20 protein-coding genes, 4 tRNA genes and 1 rRNA gene are annotated in these 26,040 nt (G+C 63.3%); 23 read left to right on the top strand and 2 right to left on the bottom strand.

Annotated elements, in window-relative coordinates:
- Positions 1-34 precede the first annotated feature (34 nt).
- The 12 genes from rrf (at position 35) to rplL (ending at position 5,864) form a co-directional block, all read left to right on the top strand.
- Positions 35-147, top strand: a 5S ribosomal RNA gene (gene rrf, locus RS901_RS05045).
- Positions 148-437: 290 nt separating this feature from the next.
- A tRNA-Tyr gene (locus RS901_RS05040) sits at positions 438-523 on the top strand.
- 51 nt (positions 524-574) lie between these two features.
- Positions 575-648 (top strand) — tRNA-Gly (locus tag RS901_RS05035).
- Positions 649-685: 37 nt separating this feature from the next.
- A tRNA-Thr gene (locus RS901_RS05030) sits at positions 686-760 on the top strand.
- A 45-nt stretch (positions 761-805) separates the two neighbouring features.
- Positions 806-1,996 carry an elongation factor Tu gene (gene tuf / locus RS901_RS05025; protein WP_010810470.1) on the top strand — a complete coding sequence of 397 codons (1,191 nt, stop codon included), beginning with the start codon at positions 806-808 and terminating at the stop codon, positions 1,994-1,996.
- A gap of 84 nt (positions 1,997-2,080) precedes the next feature.
- Positions 2,081-2,156 (top strand) — tRNA-Trp (locus RS901_RS05020).
- Positions 2,157-2,215: 59 nt separating this feature from the next.
- Positions 2,216-2,596, top strand: a complete 381-nt coding sequence (gene secE, locus RS901_RS05015; protein WP_316151773.1) for a preprotein translocase subunit SecE — start codon at positions 2,216-2,218, stop codon at positions 2,594-2,596.
- 10 nt (positions 2,597-2,606) lie between these two features.
- Complete coding sequence (gene nusG, locus RS901_RS05010; protein ID WP_010810468.1) at positions 2,607-3,188, top strand: transcription termination/antitermination protein NusG; 582 nt, start codon at positions 2,607-2,609, stop codon at positions 3,186-3,188.
- Positions 3,189-3,347: 159 nt separating this feature from the next.
- The gene (gene rplK, locus RS901_RS05005; RefSeq protein ID WP_010810467.1) at positions 3,348-3,779 is read left to right on the top strand and encodes a 50S ribosomal protein L11; all 432 of its coding nucleotides are present in this window, start codon (positions 3,348-3,350) and stop codon (positions 3,777-3,779) included.
- Positions 3,780-4,475 (top strand): 50S ribosomal protein L1, encoded by a 696-nt coding sequence (gene rplA / locus RS901_RS05000; RefSeq protein WP_013958262.1) that lies wholly within the window; start codon positions 3,780-3,782, stop codon positions 4,473-4,475.
- A gap of 423 nt (positions 4,476-4,898) precedes the next feature.
- Positions 4,899-5,420, top strand: a complete 522-nt coding sequence (gene rplJ / locus RS901_RS04995) for a 50S ribosomal protein L10 (protein WP_010810465.1) — start codon at positions 4,899-4,901, stop codon at positions 5,418-5,420.
- Between the two features lie 69 nt (positions 5,421-5,489).
- The gene (rplL, locus tag RS901_RS04990) at positions 5,490-5,864 is read left to right on the top strand and encodes a 50S ribosomal protein L7/L12 (protein ID WP_010810464.1); all 375 of its coding nucleotides are present in this window, start codon (positions 5,490-5,492) and stop codon (positions 5,862-5,864) included.
- 158 nt (positions 5,865-6,022) lie between these two features.
- Here rplL and RS901_RS04985 read toward each other — a convergent pair whose 3' ends face one another.
- A complete protein-coding gene (locus RS901_RS04985) occupies positions 6,023-6,403 on the bottom strand; it encodes a hypothetical protein (RefSeq protein WP_162166395.1) in 381 nt (126 codons plus the stop codon).
- On the opposite strand from RS901_RS04985, the gene rpoB reads away from it, so the two are divergent.
- From rpoB to RS901_RS04940, 9 genes are all read left to right on the top strand, one after another.
- On the top strand, positions 6,284-10,390 hold the full coding sequence (gene rpoB / locus RS901_RS04980) for a DNA-directed RNA polymerase subunit beta (RefSeq protein ID WP_013958260.1): 4,107 nt from the start codon (positions 6,284-6,286) through the stop codon (positions 10,388-10,390). The two genes, RS901_RS04985 and rpoB, sit on opposite strands and share 120 nt — an antisense overlap.
- Positions 10,391-10,515: 125 nt before the next feature.
- Positions 10,516-14,763, top strand: a complete 4,248-nt coding sequence (gene rpoC / locus RS901_RS04975) for a DNA-directed RNA polymerase subunit beta' (RefSeq protein ID WP_316151771.1) — start codon at positions 10,516-10,518, stop codon at positions 14,761-14,763.
- Between the two features lie 186 nt (positions 14,764-14,949).
- Positions 14,950-16,797: a DNA helicase RecQ gene (recQ, locus tag RS901_RS04970; protein WP_316151770.1), complete on the top strand. Its 1,848-nt coding sequence runs from the start codon at positions 14,950-14,952 to the stop codon at positions 16,795-16,797.
- A 337-nt stretch (positions 16,798-17,134) separates the two neighbouring features.
- Positions 17,135-17,512, top strand: coding sequence for a 30S ribosomal protein S12 (rpsL, locus tag RS901_RS04965; RefSeq protein WP_010810460.1), 378 nt, complete (start codon positions 17,135-17,137; stop codon positions 17,510-17,512).
- A 228-nt stretch (positions 17,513-17,740) separates the two neighbouring features.
- A complete protein-coding gene (gene rpsG / locus RS901_RS04960) occupies positions 17,741-18,211 on the top strand; it encodes a 30S ribosomal protein S7 (RefSeq protein WP_010810459.1) in 471 nt (156 codons plus the stop codon).
- 117 nt (positions 18,212-18,328) lie between these two features.
- Entirely contained in the window at positions 18,329-20,437 is a 2,109-nt protein-coding gene (gene fusA, locus RS901_RS04955) for an elongation factor G (RefSeq protein WP_029049804.1), read from the top strand.
- An 80-nt stretch (positions 20,438-20,517) separates the two neighbouring features.
- The gene (tuf, locus tag RS901_RS04950) at positions 20,518-21,708 is read left to right on the top strand and encodes an elongation factor Tu (RefSeq protein ID WP_010810470.1); all 1,191 of its coding nucleotides are present in this window, start codon (positions 20,518-20,520) and stop codon (positions 21,706-21,708) included.
- 78 nt (positions 21,709-21,786) lie between these two features.
- Complete coding sequence (rpsJ, locus tag RS901_RS04945; RefSeq protein WP_006160488.1) at positions 21,787-22,095, top strand: 30S ribosomal protein S10; 309 nt, start codon at positions 21,787-21,789, stop codon at positions 22,093-22,095.
- Positions 22,096-22,097: 2 nt separating this feature from the next.
- Positions 22,098-22,613: a tannase/feruloyl esterase family alpha/beta hydrolase gene (locus RS901_RS04940; RefSeq protein ID WP_316151766.1), complete on the top strand. Its 516-nt coding sequence runs from the start codon at positions 22,098-22,100 to the stop codon at positions 22,611-22,613.
- 12 nt (positions 22,614-22,625) lie between these two features.
- Here the strand turns inward: RS901_RS04940 and RS901_RS04935 are convergent, their stop codons facing one another.
- Positions 22,626-23,627, bottom strand: coding sequence for an AraC family transcriptional regulator (locus RS901_RS04935; RefSeq protein WP_316151765.1), 1,002 nt, complete (start codon positions 23,625-23,627; stop codon positions 22,626-22,628).
- A gap of 284 nt (positions 23,628-23,911) precedes the next feature.
- Between RS901_RS04935 and RS901_RS04930 the strand changes: the two genes are divergently transcribed.
- Positions 23,912-25,141 carry a dienelactone hydrolase family protein gene (locus RS901_RS04930; protein ID WP_316151764.1) on the top strand — a complete coding sequence of 410 codons (1,230 nt, stop codon included), beginning with the start codon at positions 23,912-23,914 and terminating at the stop codon, positions 25,139-25,141.
- An 83-nt stretch (positions 25,142-25,224) separates the two neighbouring features.
- Positions 25,225-26,013 carry an SDR family oxidoreductase gene (locus RS901_RS04925; protein WP_316151763.1) on the top strand — a complete coding sequence of 263 codons (789 nt, stop codon included), beginning with the start codon at positions 25,225-25,227 and terminating at the stop codon, positions 26,011-26,013.
- The last annotated feature ends 27 nt before the right edge of the window (positions 26,014-26,040 follow it).

Raw genomic sequence — 26,040 nt, 5'->3', positions numbered from 1 at the left:
GTTGACCTCAACCTCAGCGCTGCAACCCCTCATGCCTGGTGACCATAGCGAGCTGGAACCACCCCTTCCCATCCCGAACAGGTCCGTGAAACAGCTCCGCGCCGATGATAGTGCGGATACCCGTGTGAAAGTAGGTCATCGCCAGGCTCTTATTCCCAAAACCCCTCGACAGCATGTGCTGCGAGGGGTTTTGTCTTTTCCGGCCGCCGCCGCGTGCAGCCTCGCGGCGCCTGCCAGGCGGCCTCAGAGCCTCCAGGAGCCACGCTGGAAAGCCCCTATAGGGTGAGAACGCAGAAATCTAAACTGCGCTTGTGGGAGCGATCAGGCGGTTCAAGCGCCACGCTGGAACGCCTTCCCTGGTCTGGCCAAGTACAGTATCCGCAACGGAAAGTGCTTGACAGGCAAGGTGGGAAGCCCCATAATCGATAGTTCTCTGCGGAGAGGTGCCCGAGTGGCTAAAGGGGGCAGACTGTAAATCTGTTGGCTTACGCCTACGCTGGTTCGAATCCAGCCCTCTCCACCAGAATGCAAGACAGCAGCCGGCAGTGCCGGTGAAGAAGCAGGAAAGAACCGGGCGGGTGTAGCTCAATGGTAGAGCAGAAGCCTTCCAAGCTTACGACGAGGGTTCGATTCCCTTCACCCGCTCCAGTCGCGCGGTTGCTGTCAGAGTAGTACGTCAAGTTTCGCCCATGTGGCTCAGTGGTAGAGCACTCCCTTGGTAAGGGAGAGGTCGGCAGTTCGATCCTGCCCATGGGCACCAAATACCACGCACTGGCAATATCGCTACCGAGACAGGAGTCGCGAAATGGCAAAGGAAAAGTTCGAGCGGACCAAGCCGCACGTGAACGTTGGTACGATTGGTCACGTTGACCATGGCAAGACCACGCTGACCGCAGCGATCGCCACGGTGCTGGCAGCGAAGTTCGGCGGTGCCGCCAAGAAGTATGACGAAATCGACGCAGCGCCGGAAGAAAAGGCACGCGGTATTACCATCAATACCGCCCACGTCGAATACGAAACGGCCAACCGCCACTACGCGCACGTTGACTGCCCGGGCCACGCTGACTATGTGAAGAACATGATCACGGGTGCCGCCCAGATGGACGGCGCCATCCTGGTGTGCTCGGCCGCTGACGGCCCGATGCCGCAGACGCGTGAGCACATCCTGCTGGCCCGTCAGGTTGGCGTGCCTTACATCATCGTGTTCCTGAACAAGTGCGACATGGTGGACGACGCTGAACTGCTCGAGCTGGTCGAGATGGAAGTTCGCGAGCTGCTGTCGAAGTACGAGTTCCCCGGCGACGACACCCCGATCATCAAGGGTTCGGCCAAGCTGGCGCTGGAAGGCGACAAGGGCGAGCTGGGCGAAGTGGCCATCATGAACCTGGCCGACGCACTGGACACCTACATCCCGACGCCGGAGCGTGCCGTTGACGGTACCTTCCTGATGCCGGTGGAAGACGTGTTCTCGATCTCGGGTCGCGGCACCGTGGTGACCGGCCGTATCGAGCGCGGCGTGGTGAAGGTCGGTGAGGAAATCGAAATCGTCGGTATCAAGCCGACGGTGAAGACCACCTGCACCGGCGTGGAAATGTTCCGCAAGCTGCTGGACCAGGGTCAAGCCGGCGACAACGTTGGCCTGCTGCTGCGCGGCACCAAGCGTGAAGACGTCGAGCGCGGCCAGGTGCTGTGCAAGCCTGGTTCGATCAAGCCGCACACCCACTTCACCGGCGAGGTGTACATCCTGTCGAAGGACGAAGGCGGCCGTCACACCCCGTTCTTCAACAACTACCGCCCGCAGTTCTACTTCCGTACGACCGACGTGACCGGCTCGATCGAGCTGCCGAAGGACAAGGAAATGGTCATGCCGGGTGACAACGTGTCGATCACCGTCAAGCTGATCGCCCCGATCGCCATGGAAGAAGGCCTGCGCTTCGCAATCCGCGAAGGTGGCCGTACCGTCGGCGCCGGCGTCGTGGCAAAGATCCTCGACTAAGTTGTTTGATAGCGAACGCGGCACCAACCGGCCGCGTTCGTTGCCAGAAGGGGTTGGCGCCAGCGCCGGCCCCACAGTTGTTTTAGGGGTATAGCTCAACTGGCAGAGCGTCGGTCTCCAAAACCGAAGGTTGGGGGTTCGATTCCCTCTGCCCCTGCCAAATCAATCAGCCGCGTCGCGAAGAGCAATCGTGACGCGGCTTAGTCTCGTTTGCGAAACATGGCCAATCCCAATGTTGAAACCGTGAACGCCAGCAGCGGCAAGTGGATGCTTGGCGTGGCGGTGCTGCTGGTGGTTGCGGGCGTCATCGGTTTCTATGCACTGGCACAGCAACCGTCTTATGTACGTGGCGCCGCACTGTTCGGTGGTATTGCACTGGCTATCGTAGTTGCGCTGGTGTCGGCACCGGGCAAGGACTTTGTCGGGTTCGCCAAGGAATCGTATCGGGAAGTTCGCAAGGTCGTCTGGCCGACGCGCAAGGAAGCCGGGCAAATGACGGGGCTGGTCTTCGTCTTTGTCGTCATCATGGCGCTGTTCCTGTGGTCGGCTGACAAGCTCATCGAGTGGGTCGTCTTCTCGCTCGTGCTGGGCTGGAAATAAGAGGTAGCACATGACGGATAACGCTCAGCAGGAAACCACCGCGCCGGAATCGCCTTCATCGAAGAAGCGCTGGTATGTCGTGCATGCCTACTCCGGCATGGAGAAGAGCGTGCAGCGGGCGCTGCAGGAGCGCATCGAACGCGCCGAGATGCAGGACAAGTTTGGCCGCATCCTGGTGCCTTCCGAAGAAGTCGTGGAAATCAAGGGTGGCCACAAGTCGGTCACCGAGCGTCGTTTCTTCCCCGGCTACGTGCTGGTGGAAATGGAAATGACCGACGAGACCTGGCACCTGGTGAAGAACACCAGCAAGGTCACCGGGTTCGTGGGCGGCGCCCGCAACCGCCCGAGCCCGATCTCGCAGCGCGAAGTCGACAAGATCATGACCCAGATGCAGGAAGGGGTCGAGAAGCCGCGTCCCAAGACGCTGTTCGAGGTGGGCGAAATGGTGCGCGTCAAGGATGGCCCGTTCACCGACTTCAACGGCAACGTGGAAGAAGTGAACTACGAGAAATCGCGCCTGCGTGTCTCGGTCACGATCTTCGGGCGTGCCACGCCGGTCGAACTCGAGTTCGGCCAGGTCGAGAAGGTTTAAGGAATTTGCCGGCTGCGGCCTGAAAGGGCGGCAACTGGCAACGGCGACGCCCCGGTGGCGGCGCCAAGAGGAGCGTGAGGCCGTGCCGAAGGTGCGGCGACAGCGCGTTACGACTCAACAGGATCGCATCCCGAAAGAGCGATCCGGATTGGAGTAAAGATGGCCAAGAAGATCATTGGCTTTATCAAGCTGCAGATTCCGGCTGGTAAGGCAAATCCCTCCCCGCCCGTTGGTCCCGCACTGGGTCAGCGTGGTCTGAACATCATGGAGTTCTGCAAGGCGTTCAACGCCCAGACCCAGGGTATGGAACCCGGTCTGCCGGTGCCGGTGGTGATTACCGCCTTCGCCGACAAGAGCTTCACCTTCGTGATGAAGTCGCCCCCGGCGACCGTGCTGATCAAGAAGGCAGCTGGCATCACCAAGGGTTCGCCGAAGCCCCACACCGACAAGGTTGGCAAGATCACCCGCGCCCAGGCTGAAGAAATCGCCAAGGCCAAGAACGCTGACCTGACCGCCGCCGACCTGGACGCCGCCGTGCGTACCATCGCCGGTTCGGCTCGTTCGATGGGCATCACCGTGGAGGGTCTGTAAATGGCTAAGGTTTCCAAGCGCGTCGCCGCCAACAAGGCGAAGATCGAGCGTACCAAGTTTTACCCGATCGACGAGGCCCTGGGCCTGGTGAAGGGCTGCGCCTCGGCGAAGTTCGACGAGTCGATCGACGTGGCAGTGCAGCTGGGCATTGATGCCAAGAAGTCGGACCAGGTGGTTCGTGGTTCGGTCGTGCTGCCCGCAGGTACCGGCAAGTCGGTTCGCGTGGCTGTGTTCGCCCAGGGCGAAAAGGCCGAAGCGGCAAAGGCCGCTGGTGCTGACATCGTCGGCATGGAAGACCTGGCTGAGCAAGTCAAGGCCGGCAACCTGAATTTCGACGTCGTGATCGCTTCGCCGGACACGATGCGTATCGTCGGTACGCTGGGCCAGATCCTGGGTCCGCGCGGCCTGATGCCGAACCCGAAGGTCGGTACCGTGACGCCCGACGTGGCCCAGGCCGTGAAGAACGCCAAGGCTGGTCAGGTGCAGTTCCGTGTCGACAAGGCCGGTATCATCCACGCCACCATCGGCCGCCGCTCGTTCGAAGACGCAGCACTGAAGAGCAACCTGTCCGCACTGCTGGAAGCCCTGGTCAAGTCCAAGCCGGCTACGAGCAAGGGCGTGTACCTGCGCAAGATCGCCGTCTCGTCCACCATGGGCGTTGGCGTGCGCGTGGAACAAGCTTCGCTGTCGGCCTGAGCTGACGGCACAGGCTGACCGGACCCGATAACACCGGTCGGCCGCGAATTGAAGATCCTGGCGTAAGCGGGGATCGGCTCCGGACCTGGTTCTGCCAAGCGGCGGGACAAGGATAGGGAGCAAGGCTTTGGGCAGTGGCGGCAGCCGGACACATGGTGTTCAGGCAGTTGCCGCTGGTTATCAAAGACCGCTGGTGTCCACATGACCGCAGTCAGGCATGGGGGCTTAATCGGCCGGGACGTACAGGCAGGGCCAGGTGCCGTGCATGACCAACCCCGGGCAACCAGCGCAGATGGCGCACCCGAAGGGATTGATGAATCCGGGCCTGTCCCGGGTGATTCGGGCCAATCGGACGCCGTTCGTTTGTGCTGACGTGAAGACTCCGGTATTGCCGGAGGGCTAGCGTCATTTTGGAGCTTAACCGTGCCACTCAATATTGAAGATAAGAAGGCCGTCGTTGCTGAGGTTTCGGCGCAAGTCGCCAAGGCCCAGACCATCGTCGTGGCCGAATATCGCGGCATTACGGTTGGCGATCTGACCAAGCTGCGTTCCACCGCTCGTCAGCAAGGCGTGTACCTGCGTGTTCTGAAGAACACGCTGGCCCGCCGTGCCGTCGAAGGTACGCCGTTTGCAAGCCTCGCAGAGCAAATGACCGGTCCGCTGATCTACGGTATTTCCGAAGATGCAGTGTCGTCGGCCAAGGTTCTGAACGACTTTGCCAAGACCAACGACAAGCTGGTCCTGCGCGCTGGGTCGTATGACGGCAAGGTTCTCGACGCTGCCGCCGTGAAGGCGCTGGCATCGATCCCGAGCCGCGACGAACTGATTGCTCAGCTGCTGGGCGTGATGCAGGCACCGGTGTCGGGCTTCGCCCGTCTGCTGGCTGCACTGGCTGCCAAGAACGCCGAAGGCGCTCCCGCGGAAGCGGAAGCCGCTGGCGCCTAAGGCAATCCAGGCCTCGCATCGAAAGATCGCATTACCGATACCGAATCAAATCTAGTAGGAGTATTTCAAATGGCAATCACCAAAGACGACATCCTGGAAGCCGTTGGCGCGATGTCCGTGATGGAACTGAACGACCTGGTCAAGGCGTTTGAAGAGAAGTTTGGCGTGTCCGCCGCTGCCATGGCCGTGGCTGCAGCCCCGGGCGCCGGCGGTGCCGCCGCTGCTGAAGAGCAGACCGAGTTCAACGTGATCCTGGCCGAAGTCGGCGCCAACAAGGTTGGTGTGATTAAGGCTGTTCGCGAAATCACCGGCCTGGGCCTGAAGGAAGCCAAGGACCTGGTCGATGGCGCACCGAAGCCCGTCAAGGAAGGCGTGGACAAGGCTGCTGCTGCCGAAGCCAAGAAGAAGCTGGAAGACGCTGGCGCGAAGGTCGACGTCAAGTAAGGCATTGCTCGCGTGCCCTTCCGGCACGCGGATGGGGCTGGCAAAGGGAAATTCCCGGCGCCAGCCTTTTTGCGCTTGTGCGAAAGTGTTTTGAGAAGCACTCTTCGCAACAAAAAGTGATGTTTGCGAGTGCCGGTGCCCTTGGGCATGCCGGAGTCTCAGCAGAGGCCAAACATCAGTGGCACACTAAGTGGTTGCTGCTGATGTTTGTCTTCTGAACCGACTGCAGAAGACAAGTTTGGTCGGGTGTCCCCCGGGCGAGTACAGGCGTTGCGCTTGATGCGACGACCACACCGCCCGCAGCGTGCGGACACCGTCAGCCAGAGGTTGGTAGCGGCCAACCGCCAAATCCCCTCCCAGTCGCTGAACACCTCAGGTCCGGCCAGGTCCAGCCAGCCCTGCGATGATTCGGAGATCCCATGGCGTACAGCTTCACCGAAAAGAAGCGCATTCGCAAAAGCTTTGCGAAGCGCGCGACGGTACATCAGGTTCCATTCCTGCTTGCCACCCAGATTGAATCCTACACTCAGTTCTTGCAAGCGGAAACGCCGACCGCGCGTCGCAAGACCGAAGGCCTCCAGGCCGCTTTCAACGCAATCTTCCCGATCTCCTCGCATAACGGGCTTGCCCGTATGGAGTTCGTCTCGTATCACCTGTCCAACCCGCCGTTCGACGTCAAGGAATGTCAACAGCGTGGCCTGACCTTCCACTCGGCGCTGCGTGCCAAGGTTCGCCTGATCATCAACGATCGCGAGAATCCTGGCAAGGTCAAGGAAGTGAAGGAACAGGAAGTCTACATGGGCGAAATCCCGCTGATGACTTCCACGGGTTCGTTCGTCATCAACGGCACCGAGCGTGTCATCGTCTCGCAGCTGCACCGCTCGCCGGGCGTGTTCTTCGAGCACGACAAGGGCAAGACCCACAGCTCGGGCAAGCTGCTGTTCTCGGCACGTATCATCCCCTACCGCGGTTCGTGGCTGGACTTCGAGTTCGACCCGAAGGACATCCTGTACTTCCGCGTCGACCGCCGCCGCAAGATGCCGGTGACGATCCTGCTGAAGTCGATCGGCCTGACCCCGGAACAGATCCTCGCGCACTTCTTCGTGTTCGACAACTTCACGCTGCAGGCCGAAGGCGCGCAGCTGGAGTTCGTGCCCGAGCGCCTGCGCGGTGAAGTCGCGCGCTTCGACATCGCCGACAAGAACGGCCGCGTGGTGGTCGAGAAGGACAAGCGGATCAACGCCAAGCACATCCGCGACCTGGATTCGGCCGGCACCAAGCTGATCAGCGTGCCGGAAGACTACCTGCTGGGCCGCGTGCTGGCCAAGAACATCATCGACCCGGATACCGGCGAGGTGATTGCCAACGCCAACGACGAGCTGACCGAAACGCTGCTGGAAAACCTGCGCGAAGCCGGCGTCAAGCAGATCCAGACCCTGTACACCAACGACCTGGACCAGGGCCCGTACATGTCGCAGACCCTGCGCGTGGACGAGACCGCCGACCAGACCGCTGCGCGTATCGCGATCTACCGCATGATGCGCCCGGGCGAGCCGCCGACCGAGGAAGCCGTGGAAGCGCTGTTCCAGCGCCTGTTCTACAGCGAAGAGTCGTACGACCTGTCGCGCGTTGGCCGCATGAAGGTCAACAGCCGCCTGGGCCGCCCCACCGGCGAAGGCGCCATGGTGCTGCAGGACGAGGACATCCTCGAGACCATCAAGATCCTGGTCAACCTGCGCAATGGCAAGGGCGAGGTCGATGACATCGATCACCTGGGCAACCGTCGCGTGCGTTGCGTCGGCGAACTGGCCGAAAACCAGTTCCGCGCCGGCCTGTCGCGCGTGGAGCGTGCCGTCAAGGAACGTCTGGGCCAGGCCGAGACCGAGAACCTGATGCCGCACGACCTGATCAACTCGAAGCCGATCTCGTCGGCGATCCGCGAGTTCTTCGGTTCGTCGCAGCTGTCGCAGTTCATGGACCAGACCAACCCGCTGTCCGAGATCACGCACAAGCGCCGTGTCTCCGCACTGGGCCCGGGCGGCCTGACGCGCGAGCGCGCCGGCTTTGAAGTCCGTGACGTGCACCCGACCCACTATGGCCGCGTGTGCCCGATCGAAACGCCGGAAGGTCCGAACATTGGCCTGATCAACTCGCTGGCACTGTATGCGCGCCTGAACGAATACGGCTTCCTCGAAACGCCGTACCGCAAGGTGGTCGACAGCAAGCTGACCGACCAGGTCGACTACTTGTCCGCGATCGAGGAAGGCAAGTACGTGGTGGCGCAGGCCAACGCGACGGTCGATGCCGAGGGCAACCTGACCGACGAACTGGTGTCGGCGCGTGAAGGCTCCGAGCGGGAAACCCGCATGGTGACGCCGGACCGCGTGCAGTACATCGACGTGGCGCCGTCGCAGATCGTGTCGGCCGCTGCCTCGCTGGTGCCGTTCCTGGAACACGATGACGCGAACCGTGCACTGATGGGCGCCAACATGCAGCGCCAGGCCGTGCCTTGCCTGCGTCCGGACAAGCCGCTGGTTGGCACCGGCATCGAGCGCACCGTTGCGGTCGACTCGGGTACGGCCGTGCAGGCCATGCGTGGCGGCGTGGTCGACTACGTCGACGCGATGCGTATCGTGATCCGCGTGAACGACGACGAAGCCGTGGCCGGTGAAGTCGGCGTGGACATCTACAACCTGATCAAATACACGCGCTCGAACCAGAACACCAACATCAACCAGCGTCCGATGGTCAAGGTTGGCGATATCGTTGCCCGCAACGATGTGATCGCCGACGGCGCCTCGACCGACCTGGGTGAACTGGCCCTGGGCCAGAACATGCTGGTGGCGTTCATGCCGTGGAACGGCTACAACTTCGAGGATTCGATCCTGATCTCGGAGCGTGTGGTGGCCGAAGACCGCTATACCTCGATCCACATCGAGGAACTGTCGGTCGTTGCCCGCGACACCAAGCTGGGACCGGAAGAAATCACGCGCGATATCTCGAACCTGGCCGAAGCCCAGCTGGCGCGCCTGGACGAGTCGGGCATCACCTACATCGGCGCTGAAGTCGAAGCCGGCGACGTGCTGGTGGGCAAGGTCACGCCGAAGGGCGAGACCCAGCTGACCCCGGAAGAGAAGCTGCTGCGCGCGATCTTCGGCGAGAAGGCTTCGGACGTGAAGGACACCTCGCTGCGCGTGCCGTCGGGCATGAGCGGCATCGTGATCGACGTCCAGGTCTTCACCCGCGAAGGCGTGACCCGCGACAAGCGTGCCCAGTCGATCATCGACGACGAACTGAAGCGCTACCGCCTGGACCTGAATGACCAGCTGCGTATCGTGGAAGGCGACGCGTTCCAGCGTCTGGAGCGCCTGCTCATCGACAAGACCGTCAATGGCGGTCCGAAGAAGCTGGCCAAGGGTGCCAAGATCACCAAGGAATACCTGGCGGACATCGACAGGTACCACTGGTTCGACATCCGTCCGGCCGACGAGGAACTGGCTGCCCAGCTGGAAGCCGTCAAGGAAGCCATCGAGCAGAAGCGTCACGAGTTCGACCTGGCCTTCGAAGAGAAGCGCAAGAAGCTCACGCAGGGCGACGAACTGCCACCGGGCGTGATCAAGATGGTCAAGGTGTACCTGGCCGTCAAGCGCCGCCTGCAGCCTGGCGACAAGATGGCCGGCCGTCACGGCAACAAGGGTGTCGTGTCCAAGATCACCCCGATCGAAGACATGCCCTACATGGCCGACGGTACGCCTGCCGACATCGTGCTGAATCCGCTGGGCGTGCCTTCGCGGATGAACGTGGGTCAGATTCTCGAGACCCACCTGGGCTGGGCCGCGCGCGGTCTGGGCGAGCGCATCGGCAACATGCTGAAGGCGCAAGCCAAGGCAGCCGAAGTGCGCAAGCTGCTCACGCAGATCTACAACGAGAGCGGCAAGGTCGAGGACCTCGACAGCCTGTCGGATTCGGAAGTCCTGGAACTGGCCGAGAACCTGAAGAAGGGCGTGCCGTTCGCGACGCCGGTGTTCGATGGTGCGCATGAGGATGAAATCCGCCGCATGCTGGACCTCGCCTATCCGGAAGAGATTGCGAAGGAGAAGGGCCTGACGGCTTCCAAGCAGCAGGTCACGCTGTTCGACGGCCGCACCGGCGAAGCGTTCGAGCGTCCGGTCACGCTGGGTGTGATGCACATGCTGAAGCTGCACCACCTGGTCGACGACAAGATGCACGCGCGTTCCACCGGCCCGTACTCGCTGGTGACGCAGCAGCCGCTGGGTGGTAAAGCCCAGTTCGGTGGCCAGCGTTTCGGTGAAATGGAAGTGTGGGCACTGGAAGCCTACGGCGCGTCGTACGTGCTGCAGGAAATGCTGACGGTCAAGTCCGATGACGTGAACGGCCGTACCAAGGTGTACGAGAACATCGTCAAGGGCGAGCACTCGATCGATGCCGGCATGCCGGAATCGTTCAACGTGCTGGTGAAGGAAATCCGCTCGCTGGGTATCGACATCGACCTCGATCGCTACTGATCGGGCAGGTGAGGGGAGCCGGTTGCGGCCGGTTCCCCGTCGACACTACAGGCGAAGGATTTCCCACAGGATGAATGCCATCGACCCGGACCAACTCCGGGGCGGTGGCGAAACAAGGAGTTGCAATGAAAGCATTGCTCGATCTCTTTAAGCAGGTACAGCAGGAAGAGCAGTTCGACGCGATCAAGATCGGTCTGGCCTCGCCCGAGAAGATCCGTTCGTGGTCGTTCGGCGAAGTCAAGAAGCCGGAAACGATCAACTACCGTACCTTCAAGCCGGAACGCGACGGCCTGTTCTGCGCCAAGATCTTTGGCCCGATCAAGGACTACGAGTGCCTGTGCGGCAAGTACAAGCGCCTGAAGCACCGTGGCGTGATCTGCGAGAAGTGCGGCGTTGAAGTGACGCTGGCCAAGGTGCGCCGCGAGCGCATGGGCCACATCGAACTGGCCGCGCCGACCGCGCACATCTGGTTCCTGAAGTCACTGCCGTCGCGCCTGGGCATGGTCCTGGACATGACGCTGCGCGACATCGAGCGCGTGCTGTACTTTGAAGCATTCGTGGTGATCGAACCCGGCATGACCCCGCTCAAGAAGAGCCAGATCATGTCCGAAGACGACTACCTGGCGAAGTGCGACGAGTACGGCGAGGGCGAGTTCGTCGCCATGATGGGTGCCGAGGGCATCCGTGAACTGCTGCGCGGCATCGACATCGAAAAGCAGATCGAACAGATCCGCGCCGAGCTGCAGGCCACCGGCTCCGAAGCCAAGATCAAGAAGTTCGCCAAGCGCCTGAAGGTGCTCGAGGCCTTCCAGCGTTCGGGCATCAAGCCCGAGTGGATGATCCTCGAAGTGCTGCCGGTGCTGCCGCCCGAGCTGCGTCCGCTGGTGCCGCTGGACGGCGGCCGCTTCGCGACCTCGGACCTGAACGACCTGTATCGCCGCGTCATCAACCGTAACAACCGCCTCAAGCGCCTGCTGGAGCTGAAGGCGCCTGAAATCATCGTGCGCAACGAAAAGCGCATGCTGCAGGAAGCGGTTGACTCGCTGCTGGACAACGGCCGTCGCGGCAAGGCGATGACCGGCGCCAACAAGCGTCCGCTGAAGTCCCTGGCCGAAATGATCAAGGGCAAGGGCGGCCGTTTCCGTCAGAACCTGCTGGGCAAGCGCGTCGACTACTCGGGCCGTTCGGTCATCGTGGTGGGCCCGACGCTCAAGCTGCACCAGTGCGGCCTGCCCAAGCTGATGGCGCTCGAGCTGTTCAAGCCGTTCATCTTCCACAAGCTGGAAACGATGGGCATCGCCACCACCATCAAGGCGGCGAAGAAGGAAGTGGAAAGCCAGACCCCGGTGGTGTGGGACATCCTCGAAGAGGTGATCCGCGAGCACCCGGTGATGCTGAACCGTGCGCCGACGCTGCACCGCCTGGGTATCCAGGCGTTCGAGCCGGTGCTGATCGAAGGCAAGGCAATCCAGCTGCACCCGCTGGTCTGCGCGGCGTTCAATGCCGACTTCGACGGCGACCAGATGGCTGTCCACGTCCCGCTGTCGCTGGAAGCGCAGATGGAAGCCCGCACGCTGATGCTGGCCTCCAACAACGTGCTGTTCCCGGCCAACGGCGACCCGTCGATCGTGCCGTCGCAAGACGTGGTGCTGGGTCTGTACTACACGACCCGCGACAAGATCAACGGCCGCGGCGAGGGCATGACCTTTGCCGACATCAGCGAAGTGATCCGCGCCTACGAGAACAAGGAAGTCGAACTGGCTTCGCGCGTGAACGTGCGTATCACCGAGTATGAGCTGGTCGACAAGGACGCCGAGGGCGACGCCCGTTTCGCACCCAAGATCACGCTGCAGGCCACCACGGTCGGCCGCGCGATCCTGTCCGAGATCCTGCCCAAGGGGCTGCCGTTCTCGGTGCTGAACAAGCCGCTGAAGAAGAAGGAAATCTCGCGCCTGATCAACACGGCATTCCGCAAGTGCGGCCTGCGCGAGACCGTGATCTTCGCCGACAAGCTGCTGCAGTCGGGCTTCCGCCTGGCAACCCGCGCCGGTATCTCGATCGCCATCGACGACATGCTGGTGCCGCCCGCCAAGGAGAAGATCATCGCCGAGGCCTCGGCCAAGGTGAAGGAATACGACAAGCAGTACATGTCGGGTCTGGTGACCGACCAGGAACGCTACAACAACGTCGTGGACATCTGGGGCGCCGCCGGCGACCAGGTGGGCAAGGCGATGATGGAGCAGCTCCAGCACGAAGACGTGGTCGACCGCGAAGGCAAGACCGTGAAGCAAGAGTCGTTCAACTCCATCTACATGATGGCCGACTCGGGCGCACGGGGTTCCGCCGCGCAGATCCGCCAGCTGGCCGGTATGCGTGGCCTGATGGCAAAGCCGGACGGCTCGATCATTGAAACGCCGATTACGGCGAACTTCCGTGAAGGCCTGAACGTTCTGCAGTACTTCATCTCGACCCACGGCGCCCGTAAGGGCCTGGCCGATACGGCACTGAAGACCGCGAACTCGGGTTACCTGACCCGTCGTCTGGTCGACGTGACGCAGGATCTGGTGGTGGTGGAAGACGATTGCGGCACCTCCAACGGCGTGGCCATGAAGGCCCTGGTCGAAGGCGGTGAAGTGATCGAAGCCCTGCGCGACCGTATTCTCGGCCGCGTTACCGTGGCCGACGTGGTGAACCCTGAAACCCAGGAAACCGCGATCGAATCCGGCACGCTGCTGGACGAAGACCTGGTCGAGCTGATCGACAACATCGGCGTGGACGAAGTCAAGGTCCGCACCCCGCTGTCGTGCGACACGCGCTACGGCCTGTGCGGCAAGTGCTATGGCCGCGACCTGGGCCGCGGCGTGCTGGTGAACTCCGGCGAAGCGGTTGGCGTGATTGCCGCCCAGTCGATCGGTGAGCCGGGCACGCAGCTGACCATGCGTACGTTCCACATCGGTGGTGCGGCATCGCGTGCGGCAGTGGCATCGAGCGTGGAAGCCAAGGCAACCGGTACCGTGCGTTTCACGGCGACCATGCGTTACGTCACCAACGCGAAGGGCGAGCTGATCGTCATCTCGCGTTCGGGCGAGGCGCTGATCACCGACGACCACGGCCGTGAGCGCGAGCGCCACAAGATCCCGTACGGCGCCACGCTGCTGGTGCAGGACGGCCAGGCCATCAAGGCTGGCACGCAGCTGGCCACGTGGGATGCGCTGACGCGCCCGATCGTTTCGGAATACACCGGTACGACCAAGTTCGAGAACGTCGAAGAAGGCGTGACCGTCGCCAAGCAGATGGACGAAGTGACGGGCCTGTCGACCCTGGTGGTGATTGACGCCAAGCGCCGCACGGCTGCAACCAAGGGCATCCGCCCGCAGGTGAAGCTGCTCGACGCCAACGGTCAGGAAGTGAAGATCCCGGGCACGGACCACTCCGTGACCATCGGCTTCCAGGTCGGCGCGCTGATTACCGTGAAGGACGGCCAGCAGGTACACGTGGGTGAAGTGCTCGCGCGTATCCCGACCGAATCGCAGAAGACCCGAGACATTACCGGTGGTCTGCCGCGTGTGGCCGAGCTGTTCGAAGCGCGTTCGCCGAAGGATGCCGCCGTGCTGGCGGAAGTCACCGGCACGACCTCGTTCGGCAAGGACACCAAGGGCAAGCAGCGCCTGGTCATTACCGACCTGGACGGCAATGCCCACGAGTTCCTGATCGCGAAGGAAAAGCAGGTGCTGGTGCACGACGGCCAGGTGGTGAACAAGGGTGAAATGATCGTGGAAGGTCCGGCGGACCCGCACGACATCCTGCGCCTGAAGGGCATCGAAGAGCTGGCGCACTACATCGTGGACGAAGTGCAGGACGTGTACCGTCTGCAGGGCGTGAAGATCAACGACAAGCACATCGAGGTGATCGTTCGCCAGATGCTGCGTCGTGTGCAGATCGCCGACGTGGGCGACACCAAGTTCATCCCGGGTGAACAGGTGGAGCGCTCGGAACTGCTCGACGAGAACGACCGCGTGATCGCCGAAGGCAAGCGTCCGGCGACCTACGAGAACCTGCTGCTGGGTATTACCAAGGCGTCGCTGTCGACCGACAGCTTCATCTCGGCGGCATCGTTCCAGGAAACCACGCGCGTGCTGACCGAAGCCGCGATCATGGGCAAGACCGACGACCTGCGTGGTCTGAAGGAAAACGTGATCGTCGGCCGTCTGATCCCGGCCGGTACCGGCCTGGCCTACCACCGTGCCCGCAAGGCGCGCGAGGCCTCCGAGCGCGAACGCGCCCAGGCGATCGCCGAAGAAGAGCAGTCGCTCTTCATCGAGCCGGCGCCGGTGGTGCAGGCGACGACCGAAGGTGAAGGCGACAACGCCTGATCTTGCAGTAGTGATTGCCCGCCGCAAGGCGGTCAAAAGCCCGGCTGAATCAGCCGGGCTTTTTTTATGCACGCGCGTAGCGTGACCTTTCGTGAGAAACGTCGGAGAGTTTGCCCGCCAGGCGCGGTGGCCGGCTTCCTTAGTGGTAAGGTTACGGCTTTTCCGGCTCCAGCAATCCCGCAGTCCATGTCGCAAGCACTGGCGATCCTCAAGGATGTCTTCGGTTACCACGCCTTCCGCGGGCGCCAGGCCGAGATCATCGACCATGTTGCCGAAGGCGGCGACAGCCTCGTGCTGATGCCGACCGGCGGCGGCAAGTCGCTGTGCTATCAGATTCCGGCGTTGCTGCGCCAGCGTTCAGGGCAGGGCGTCGGCATCGTGGTATCGCCGTTGATCGCGCTGATGCAGGACCAGGTCGCGGCGCTGACCGAAGCCGGCGTGCGCGCTGCGGTGCTGAATTCGACGCTGACCGGCTCAGAAGCGTCCGCCGTCGAGCGCGACCTGCTGGCCGGCAGGGTGGAGATCCTCTACGTCGCACCCGAGCGGCTCATGACGCCGCGCTTCCTCGACTTGCTCGAGCGCACCCGCGTCGGACTGTTCGCCATCGACGAGGCCCACTGCGTATCGCAGTGGGGCCATGATTTCCGGCCGGAGTACATCCAGCTGTCGGTGCTGCACGAACGCTTCCCGTACGTGCCGCGCATTGCGCTGACTGCCACCGCCGACGCGCTGACGCGCAACGAGATCATCGAGCGGCTGGCGCTCGATGACGCCCGCGTTTTCGTCTCCAGTTTCGACCGGCCCAATATCCGCTACCGCATCGTCGAGAAGGACAATGCGCGCCAGCAGTTGCTGGCCTTTATCAAGGCCGAGCACACCGCCGCCGACGGCACCCACGACAGCGGCATCGTCTACTGCCTGTCACGCAAGAAGGTGGAAGACACCGCGGCGTGGCTGGAGGGGCAGGGCATCAACGCGCTGCCCTACCATGCCGGCATGGATCCCGGCACGCGCCAGCGCCACCAGGCACGTTTCCGCGAGGAAGAGGGGTTGGTGATGGTGGCCACCATTGCCTTCGGCATGGGGATCGACAAGCCGGACGTCCGCTTCGTCGCTCACCTTGACCTGCCCAAGAGCATGGAAGGCTACTACCAGGAGACGGGCCGCGCCGGCCGCGACGGTATGCCCGCCAATGCCTGGATGGCCTACGGCCTGGGCGACGTGGTGCAGCAGAAGCGCATGATCGACGAGTCCGAGGCGGACGAGGCCTTCAAGCGCGTGTCGTCGTCCAAGCTCGATGCGCTGCTGGGTTTATGCGAAACCGCCGGCTGCCGGCGCCAGCGCATCCTGGCCTACTTCGATGAAGCCAGCGAGCCGTGTGGCAACTGCGACACCTGCCTGGAGCCGCCGGCCACCTGGGATGGCACGCGCGAGGCACAGATGGCGCTGTCCTGCGTGTACCGCACCGCGCAGGCAAGCCGGGTCCACTTTGGCTCGACTCACCTGATCGACGTGCTGCGCGGCAATGCCTCGGAAAAGATCAAGCAGTGGGGCCATGACAAGGTATCGACCTTCGGCATCGGCAAGGATCGTTCGGTGCACGAATGGCACACGGTGTTCCGCCAGCTGATCGCCCAGGGCTTGCTGATGATCGATCATGGCGGCCACGGCGCGCTGCTGCTGGGCGAGCGCGCGCGCGAGGTGCTCAAGGGCGAGCGGCAGATCATCCTGCGACGCCAGGCCGCCAAGCCGGGCAAGTCCGGCGAGCGCGCGGCGCGCGGCACCCGCACCGACCATACTGCGGACATGGATGCCGACACGCTGGCGAACTGGGAGGCGCTGCGCCGCTGGCGTACCGAAGCCGCGCGCGAGCACGGCGTACCGGCCTACGTGATCTTCCATGACGCCACGCTGGCCGAACTGGCGCGCACGGCACCGGATTCGCTGTCGGCGATGCAAGGCATTCCGGGGATTGGTGCATCCAAGCTGGAGCGCTACGGGCAGGGCATCCTCGACACCCTGCGCGGGGTCTAGCCGGCTCTGCTTGTCAGTCGGGTATACGGCTTGACGGTATACGATTCCCCTGCTAGGATGCCAGATTCGAGTTTTTGGCTTTGGATTTCGCTCGCCCGTCGGATAAGTGGCTTTCATGCCGCTGCTGGCAAGCCTTCCGGACCGGTTTTGATGGACCGGTGGCGGCAGACGCGGGATCCGGGTGCCGGCTCGCGCTCTTTGGCATGCTGTTACCGCACAGTCCCGTCTCCAGAGCGCGTCCGCTCATCTCTCCCGCCCAAAAACCCGTAGTTGCCTCTCCATCCTGGCGCATGCCGGCGCGAGGGGCGTTTTTCGTAAAACCAAGCTGGATTGAACAATGCCAACTATCAACCAACTGGTTCGCAAGCCGCGCGTCTCTGAAGTCGTCAAGAGCAAGAGCCCGGCGCTTGAGAACTGCCCCCAGCGCCGTGGTGTGTGCACCCGCGTGTACACCACGACGCCGAAGAAGCCGAACTCGGCACTGCGTAAGGTCGCCAAGGTGCGCCTGACCAACGGTTTCGAAGTCATTTCGTATATCGGCGGTGAAGGCCACAACCTGCAGGAACACTCGGTCGTGCTGATCCGCGGCGGCCGTGTGAAGGATCTGCCGGGTGTGCGTTACCACATCGTCCGTGGCTCGCTGGATCTGCAAGGCGTGAAGGACCGCAAGCAGGCCCGTTCGAAGTACGGCGCGAAGCGTCCGAAGGCGGCCTAAGCTTAGGGTGCCCGGGTCCGAAAGACCCAAAGCAGCAACAAACGATAGCCTGTGGCGCGAGTCATGGTGCTGTCACCAGGCGGCGGTACAACGGAGCGCCTTTTTGGCAACCGTGCCGTCGAGTAAGTGGTCACCCGGCGAATTTGCTGTCTATTGCATGCAAGCTAGTTGGTGGCCGGAGAGCGGAAACAACTGACCGCGCTCTCAACTGAATCTAAAGGAAAGAAGATGCCACGTCGTCGTGAAGTCCCCAAGCGGGATGTTCTGCCTGATCCGAAGTTCGGTAACGTTGAAGTTGCCAAGTTTATGAACGTGCTGATGCTGGACGGCAAGAAGTCGGTTGCCGAACGTATCGTCTATGGCGCGTTCGACCAGATCGAAAAGAAGGCAGGCAAGGCCCCCATCGAAGTGTTCTCCGTTGCCATCAACAACGTGAAGCCGGTGGTGGAAGTGAAGAGCCGTCGCGTGGGCGGCGCCAACTATCAGGTTCCGGTCGAAGTCCGTCCGTCGCGTCGTCTGGCATTGGCGATGCGTTGGCTGCGCGAGGCCGCGAAGAAACGCAGCGAGAAGTCGATGGCGCTGCGCCTGGCAGGTGAGCTGCTGGAAGCATCGGAAGGCCGTGGCGGCGCAATGAAGAAGCGTGACGAAGTGCACCGCATGGCCGAAGCCAACAAGGCGTTCTCGCATTTCCGCTTCTAAGCGCGCGATAGCGTTTGTTGGTTGCCGGGCGGGCTGTGTTTTTACACATCTCGCCCGTTTGTGTTAGGGGCGCGGGCCATGAGATGCCGGCGCCTCACGGACGAATAGAGGATTAAAGTGGCTCGTAAGACTCCCATTGAGCGCTACCGCAATATCGGTATCTCGGCTCACATTGACGCGGGTAAAACCACCACGACCGAGCGCATCCTGTTCTACACCGGTGTGAACCACAAGATCGGTGAAGTGCATGATGGCGCGGCCACCATGGACTGGATGGAGCAGGAGCAGGAGCGCGGCATCACCATCACGTCTGCTGCGACCACCGCCTTCTGGAAGGGCATGGGCGGCAACTACCCCGAGCACCGCTTCAACATCATCGACACCCCGGGGCACGTGGACTTCACCATCGAGGTGGAGCGTTCCATGCGCGTGCTGGATGGCGCCTGCATGGTCTACTGCGCAGTGGGTGGCGTGCAGCCGCAGTCCGAAACCGTGTGGCGTCAGGCCAACAAGTACAAGGTGCCGCGTCTGGCGTTCGTCAACAAGATGGACCGTACCGGCGCGAACTTCTTCAAGGTCTACGACCAGCTGAAGACCCGCCTGAAGGCCAACCCGGTGCCCGTCGTGGTGCCGATCGGCGCTGAAGACGGCTTCCAGGGCGTCGTCGATCTGCTGGAAATGAAGGCGATCGTTTGGGACGAAGCCAGCCAGGGCGTGAAGTTCGAATACCAGGACATCCCGGCCGAGCTGCAAGCCACCGCTGACGAATGGCGCGAGAAGATGGTCGAGTCCGCCGCCGAAGCCAGCGAAGAGCTGATGGAAAAGTACCTGGGCGGCGAAGAGCTGACCCGCGCCGAGATCGTCAAGGCGCTGCGTGACCGTACCATCGCCTGCGAAATCCAGCCGATGCTGTGCGGCACCGCGTTCAAGAACAAGGGCGTGCAGCGCATGCTCGACGCCGTGATCGACTTCCTGCCGTCGCCGGTCGACATTCCGCCGGTTACGGGCACGGACGAGGACGACAGCGAGAAGAAGCTCGAGCGCAAGGCTGACGACAACGAAAAGTTCTCGGCACTGGCGTTCAAGATCATGACCGACCCGTTCGTTGGTCAGCTGATCTTCTTCCGCGTGTACTCGGGCAAGATCAATTCGGGCGACACCGTGTACAACCCGGTCAAGAGCAAGAAGGAACGCCTCGGCCGTATTCTGCAGATGCATGCCAACCAGCGCGAAGAAATCAAGGAAGTGCTGGCCGGCGACATTGCCGCTGCGGTGGGCCTGAAGGACGCCACCACGGGCGACACGCTGTGCGATCCGGCTGCACCGATCGTGCTCGAGCGCATGGTGTTCCCGGAGCCGGTGATCTCGCAGGCTGTCGAGCCGAAGACCAAGGCTGACCAGGAAAAGATGGGCATCGCCCTGAACCGCCTGGCCGCTGAAGATCCGTCGTTCCGCGTGCGTACCGATGAAGAATCGGGTCAGACCATCATTTCGGGCATGGGCGAGCTCCACCTCGAAATTCTGGTCGACCGCATGAAGCGCGAATTCGGCGTGGAAGCCAACATCGGCGCGCCGCAGGTGGCCTACCGCGAAACCATTCGCAAGACGGCCGAAGGCGTCGAGGGCAAGTTCGTCAAGCAGTCGGGCGGCCGCGGCCAGTACGGTCACGCCGTGATCACGCTGGAACCGCAAGAGCCGGGCAAGGGCTTCGAGTTCATCGACGCCATCAAGGGCGGTGTGATTCCTCGCGAATACATCCCGGCGGTCGAGAAGGGTATCGTCGACACGCTGCCGAACGGTATCCTGGCTGGCTTCCCGGTGGTGGACGTGAAGGTCACGCTGACGTTCGGTTCGTACCACGACGTGGACTCGAACGAAAACGCGTTCCGCATGGCCGGCTCGATGGCTTTCAAGGAAGCCATGCGCAAGGCCAGCCCGGTTCTGCTCGAGCCGATGATGGCCGTGGAAGTGGAAACGCCGGAAGACTACACGGGTACCGTGATGGGCGACCTGTCGTCCCGCCGCGGCATCGTGCAGGGCATGGACGACATGGTGGGCGGCGGCAAGATCATCAAGGCCGAAGTCCCGCTGTCGGAAATGTTCGGTTATTCGACGTCGCTGCGCTCGGCCACGCAAGGCCGTGCCACGTACACCATGGAATTCAAGCACTACGCTGAAGCACCGAAGAACATCGCCGAAGCCGTGATGACGGCCAAGGGCAAGTAATAAAAGCTTTGCCGCCACGCTTTATCCGGCGTGGCGGTGTAATGAATCGAATCACACTGAATTCCATTAGGAGCTGAAAAATGGCAAAGGAAAAGTTCGAGCGGACCAAGCCGCACGTGAACGTTGGTACGATTGGTCACGTTGACCATGGCAAGACCACGCTGACCGCAGCGATCGCCACGGTGCTGGCAGCGAAGTTCGGCGGTGCCGCCAAGAAGTACGACGAAATCGACGCAGCGCCGGAAGAAAAGGCACGCGGTATTACCATCAATACCGCCCACGTCGAATACGAAACGGCCAACCGCCACTACGCGCACGTTGACTGCCCGGGCCACGCTGACTATGTGAAGAACATGATCACGGGTGCCGCCCAGATGGACGGCGCCATCCTGGTGTGCTCGGCCGCTGACGGCCCGATGCCGCAAACGCGTGAGCACATCCTGCTGGCCCGCCAGGTTGGCGTGCCTTACATCATCGTGTTCCTGAACAAGTGCGACATGGTGGACGACGCTGAACTGCTCGAACTGGTCGAGATGGAAGTTCGCGAGCTGCTGTCGAAGTACGAGTTCCCCGGCGACGACACCCCGATCATCAAGGGTTCGGCCAAGCTGGCGCTGGAAGGCGACAAGGGCGAGCTGGGCGAAGTGGCCATCATGAACCTGGCCGACGCACTGGACACCTACATCCCGACGCCGGAGCGTGCCGTTGACGGTACCTTCCTGATGCCGGTGGAAGACGTGTTCTCGATCTCGGGTCGCGGCACCGTGGTGACCGGCCGTATCGAGCGCGGCGTGGTGAAGGTCGGTGAGGAAATCGAAATCGTCGGTATCAAGCCGACGGTGAAGACCACCTGCACCGGCGTGGAAATGTTCCGCAAGCTGCTGGACCAGGGTCAAGCCGGCGACAACGTTGGCCTGCTGCTGCGCGGCACCAAGCGTGAAGACGTCGAGCGCGGCCAGGTGCTGTGCAAGCCTGGTTCGATCAAGCCGCACACCCACTTCACCGGCGAGGTGTACATCCTGTCGAAGGACGAAGGCGGCCGTCACACCCCGTTCTTCAACAACTACCGCCCGCAGTTCTACTTCCGTACGACCGACGTGACCGGCTCGATCGAGCTGCCGAAGGACAAGGAAATGGTCATGCCGGGTGACAACGTGTCGATCACCGTCAAGCTGATCGCCCCGATCGCCATGGAAGAAGGCCTGCGCTTCGCAATCCGCGAAGGCGGCCGTACCGTCGGCGCCGGCGTCGTGGCAAAGATCCTCGACTAAGCACTTCCTGGGACATGCCTGTCGGGCATGTCCCCATTCAACGGGCACGTTGCCCAATCGCTCTTTTAAGGAAATATCATGCAGAACCAGAAGATCCGTATCCGCCTGAAGGCTTTCGACTACCGCCTGATCGACCAGTCGGCCGCCGAGATCGTGGATACCGCCAAGCGTACCGGCGCAATCGTCAAGGGCCCGGTGCCCCTGCCGACCCGCATCCAGCGCTTTGACATCCTGCGTTCGCCGCACGTCAACAAGACCAGCCGCGATCAGTTCGAGATCCGCACGCACCAGCGCCTGATGGACATCGTCGACCCGACCGACAAGACGGTTGACGCGCTGATGAAGCTCGACCTGCCGGCAGGCGTGGACGTCGAGATCAAGGTGTAATCATGCTTCGGGCCGCGCCCGCGGCCTGCTGCAGCAATACGGCGAACCTCGGTTCGCCGTTTTTGTTTTCAAGGCTTGCATGCAGCAGCCTTGTCCCCCGATGGCTCCCCTACCGTGCGAGCGAGGGCGACGAATCGATCCGGTTGCCGCCGGCATCTACCAAGCTGATTTCCTGGCACGGCGGCGCCGGCTCGCTGCTCAGCGGCAGGGACCACGTTCGCAATTTCATGGCGATGACCCAGCTTGCGGGCGCCGGGGCGGCCAATGCACGCTTCTACCTCGAGCCGGGTGTCGGGCATGTGCAAGGCGGCGTCGGCCCGGATCAGGTCGACTATCTCGGGGCCATGATCGACTGGGTCGAGAAATCGGTGGCCCCTGAACAGCTGCAGAGTTCGAAGATGGACGCGCGGCAGACCGTGGTGCGCACCATGCCGCTGTGCGTGTACCCGAAATTCCCGAAGTACTCGGGGTCGGGAGATGCCAGTCTTGCTGCCAGCTACAGTTGCGCGACGAACTGAGCGATCACCAGCCTAGCCCGCCCCGCGCCGCCGCAACGTCTGCGCGGGGCACTCCCCGAACGCGCGCCGGTACTCCGCGCTGAAGCGCCCCAGATGGGCAAAGCCCCAGCGCAGCGCGGCCCCGCTCACTGACGACACCGACGCCTCGTTCAGCAGGTCGTGCCGCACGCGCTCGAGGCGCACCGTGCGTAGGTAGGCCATCGGCCCCGTACCACGATGCTCGCGGAAGCCCGCAAACAGGCTGCGTACGCTGACGCCGGCGACCTCGGCCAGCAAGGCGGGCGTCAGCTCCGCCGCGGCGTTCGCGTGAATGTACTCCTCCACCACCTTCACATGGCGCGGTGCCAGCGGCTTGCCGTGATCGCGCAATGCATCCGACAGGCTGTGCGGCTGCCAGGTCAGCAGCGTGCCGATCACCAGCTGCTCCAGCTGGCAGGCGGTCAGCGGATGGCGCGCGGTCTCCGGCGCGGTCTCCAGCATCGCCGCGAGATAGCGCATCAGTTCGTACCAGGCGCCGCTGCGCCAGGCCATGCCGAGCGCGAAGCGCAGCGGCTGCTCGGGGCGCCGGCCCAGGTGGGCGGCGCAGACGCGTTCCAGCGCACTGCGTTCGATGCGCACGATCAGCTGGTCGTTGTCGGCGCTCCAGCGCATGGCCAGCGCATCGCTGGGCGTCAGCACCGAAGCGCAGTCGGGCGTGGAAACGATGTGCTGGTCGCCGCAGCGGATCTCGGCCTGTCCTTGCAGCGGCATCTGCACCAGCAGGAAGTCGCCGAGCGGGCCGGGGTCGATGGTGACGTCGGCGCCGTAGGCGAGGCGGTTGAACGAGACCGCGCCAAGCGGCGCATGGTGCATGCGTGCCTGCAAGCGGGTGCCGCGTATCTCGAGCCGGTGCGGCTTGAACACGCGCCCGACCGCGGCGCGCGTCTCGGCCAGGTCGGTCGAGGCGAACACGCACCGGGCGGGATCGCCGAGCAGGGCGCTGGCCAGCGGTCCGGCGGCGGGGGGCAGCTGCATTGTCTCGCTCCTCTGGCGGGGCCGCGGCGCTGCCGGTGACCGTGCGCGCCGCTGGTTCCGGGGCCGGCCCGGCATGACGGCCGGGCACGGTTTCCCACGCGATCCACTATAGCGGATGGCCCCGCTGTCAGCGCTGCGGCGTTGACCGAGTCCAAAGTTTCCTGCACTAATCGGATAGCCGCTGCGTCCAGCGGCTAGTTTGCTGCGGTGCGGAGCCACCATCATGGAAGCCAGCACGGCAGTCCCACCAGATACCGGAAAGAGAACGACAAGGAGCGCAGGCCATGGGCCAGACCATCCAGATCCAGACCCCCGACGGCAGTTTCAGCGGCTATCTCGCCACCCCGGCGGCAGGCAAGGGCCCGGGCATCGTGCTGTGCCAGGAGATCTTCGGCGTCAACGCGACCATGCGGCAGGTGGCCGACTACTATGCCGAGGAGGGCTATACGGTGCTGGTGCCCGACCTGTTCTGGCGCATCGCGCCCGGGATCGAGCTGACCGACCGCGGCGAGGACTTCCAGCGGGCGCTGGGCCTGTACCAGCAGTTCGACGAGGCCACGGGCGTGCAGGATGTGGGCGCCGCGCTTGAGGCACTGCGGGCGCAGCCGGAATGCGTTGGCCAGGCCGGCGTGCTGGGCTTCTGCCTGGGCGGCAAGCTGGCCTACCTGGCGGCCTGCCGGCTGCCCGACGTGGCCTGCGCGGTGGCGTACTACGGCGTGGGCATCGAGCACGCGCTGGGCGAGGCCGCCAACGTGCGCGGCCGCCTGGTGCTGCATATCGCCGAGAAAGACGGGTTCTGCCCGCCGCAGGCGCAGGCTGCGATCCGCGAAGCGCTGGCCGGGCGCGAGAACATCGAGGTCTACGTCTACGCCGGCGTAGATCATGCCTTTGCACGGACGGGCGGTGAGCACTTCGACAAGCCCTCGGCGCTGATGGCGCACCAGCGCTCGATCGCGGCGCTGCGCGGCGAGATGGGGCCGCACTATGATTTCTCCGCGCTGTGGGACAAGCACTGCGAGTATGAATTCGCCACCCGCGATGTCGACGCCACCATGGCGACGATGGTGCCGCAGCCCTATGTGAACCATATCCCGACCATGACCGGCGGCGTCGGCTACGCGCAGTTGCGGCGCTTCTACCAGCACCACTTCGTGCACAGCAACCCGCCCGACACCATGCTGATCCCGCTCTCGCGCACGGTCGGGGCCACGCAGATCGTCGACGAGATGCTGTTCTGCTTCACGCATACCTGCGAGATCGACTGGATGCTGCCCGGCGTGCCGCCCACCGGCAAGCGCGTGGAGATCCCGCTGGTCGCCATCGTCAAGTTCCGCGGCGACAAGCTGTACCACGAGCATATCTACTGGGACCAGGCCAGCGTGCTGGTGCAGATCGGCAAGCTGGACCCGGCGGGTTTGCCGGTGGCGGGCGTGGAGACCGCGCGCAAGCTGCTGGACGAGGCGCTGCCATCGAACACGCTGATGGCGCGCTGGCAGCAGAGCGAAGGCAAGTAGGCAGCGCGCGGCATTGATCCGGAACGGGCCCGCAGAGGCCCGCCCGCAACCATCGCCGGCTATTGCCGGCACAGGAGACAAGCATGAAAGGACTGCAGGGCAAGGTGGCCATTGTCACCGGCGGCGCCACGCTGATCGGCGGCGGCGTGGCGCGGGCCTTTGTCGAGGCCGGCGCGCGCGTTGCGATCTTCGATATCGATGCCGCCAATGGCGAGCGCGTGGCCGCGGCGCTGGGAGCGAATGCGCTCTTCATCGCCACCGACATCACGCGTGACGAGCAGGTCCGCGATGCCGTGGCGCAGGTGGTGCAGCGCTTTGGCGGCGTGGACTGCCTGGTCAACCTGGCCTGCACCTATCTCGATGACGGCTTCCGCTCGAATCGTGCCGACTGGCTGGCGGCACTCGACGTCAACGTGGTGTCGGGCGTGATGCTGGCGCGGGCGGTGCATCCGCACATGCGGGCACGCGGCGGCGGCGCGATCGTCAATTTCACCAGTATCTCTGCCAACGTGGCGCAGACCGGGCGCTGGCTCTACCCGGTGTCGAAAGCCGCCATCGCGCAGCTGACGCGCAGCATGGCGATGGACCTGGCGCCGGACCGCATCCGCGTCAACGCGGTGTCGCCGGGCTGGACCTGGTGCCGGCTGATGGACGAGGTCAGCGGCGGCAACCGCGCCCGCACCGATGCGGTGGCCGCGCCGTTCCACCTGCTGGGCCGCGTCGGCGAGCCCGACGAGGTGGCCCAGGTGGTGCTCTTCCTCTGTTCCGACCATGCCAGCTTCGTCACCGGTGCCGACTATGCCGTCGACGGCGGCTATTCCGCCATGGGGCCGGAGCAAAATGTGCCCGCCATCGGCAAGCTGGCCGGCTGAACGCCGCCGAACGACCCTTCAGGAGAA

The organism is Cupriavidus sp. BIC8F, assembly GCF_032465815.1.
Taxonomy (GTDB): domain Bacteria; phylum Pseudomonadota; class Gammaproteobacteria; order Burkholderiales; family Burkholderiaceae; genus Cupriavidus; species Cupriavidus necator.
The sequence above is the reverse complement of the archived record's forward strand: the minus strand, read 5'-3'. Positions and strand labels throughout refer to the sequence as shown.

Bases quoted from the DNA above. Each gene is read 5' to 3' on its own strand.
- tuf (WP_010810470.1), top strand. From the start codon at position 806: ATGGCAAAGGAAAAGTTCGAGCGGACCAAGCCGCACGTGAACGTTGGT.
- secE (WP_316151773.1), top strand. From the start codon at position 2,216: ATGGCCAATCCCAATGTTGAAACCGTGAACGCCAGCAGCGGCAAGTGG.
- nusG (WP_010810468.1), top strand. From the start codon at position 2,607: ATGACGGATAACGCTCAGCAGGAAACCACCGCGCCGGAATCGCCTTCA.
- rplK (WP_010810467.1), top strand. From the start codon at position 3,348: ATGGCCAAGAAGATCATTGGCTTTATCAAGCTGCAGATTCCGGCTGGT.
- rplA (WP_013958262.1), top strand. From the start codon at position 3,780: ATGGCTAAGGTTTCCAAGCGCGTCGCCGCCAACAAGGCGAAGATCGAG.
- rplL (WP_010810464.1), top strand. From the start codon at position 5,490: ATGGCAATCACCAAAGACGACATCCTGGAAGCCGTTGGCGCGATGTCC.
- rpoB (WP_013958260.1), top strand. From the start codon at position 6,284: ATGGCGTACAGCTTCACCGAAAAGAAGCGCATTCGCAAAAGCTTTGCG.
- rpoC (WP_316151771.1), top strand. From the start codon at position 10,516: ATGAAAGCATTGCTCGATCTCTTTAAGCAGGTACAGCAGGAAGAGCAG.
- recQ (WP_316151770.1), top strand. From the start codon at position 14,950: ATGTCGCAAGCACTGGCGATCCTCAAGGATGTCTTCGGTTACCACGCC.
- rpsL (WP_010810460.1), top strand. From the start codon at position 17,135: ATGCCAACTATCAACCAACTGGTTCGCAAGCCGCGCGTCTCTGAAGTC.
- rpsG (WP_010810459.1), top strand. From the start codon at position 17,741: ATGCCACGTCGTCGTGAAGTCCCCAAGCGGGATGTTCTGCCTGATCCG.
- tuf (WP_010810470.1), top strand. From the start codon at position 20,518: ATGGCAAAGGAAAAGTTCGAGCGGACCAAGCCGCACGTGAACGTTGGT.
- rpsJ (WP_006160488.1), top strand. From the start codon at position 21,787: ATGCAGAACCAGAAGATCCGTATCCGCCTGAAGGCTTTCGACTACCGC.
- RS901_RS04940 (WP_316151766.1), top strand. From the start codon at position 22,098: ATGCTTCGGGCCGCGCCCGCGGCCTGCTGCAGCAATACGGCGAACCTC.
- RS901_RS04935 (WP_316151765.1), bottom strand. From the start codon at position 23,627: ATGCAGCTGCCCCCCGCCGCCGGACCGCTGGCCAGCGCCCTGCTCGGC.
- RS901_RS04930 (WP_316151764.1), top strand. From the start codon at position 23,912: ATGGGCCAGACCATCCAGATCCAGACCCCCGACGGCAGTTTCAGCGGC.
- RS901_RS04925 (WP_316151763.1), top strand. From the start codon at position 25,225: ATGAAAGGACTGCAGGGCAAGGTGGCCATTGTCACCGGCGGCGCCACG.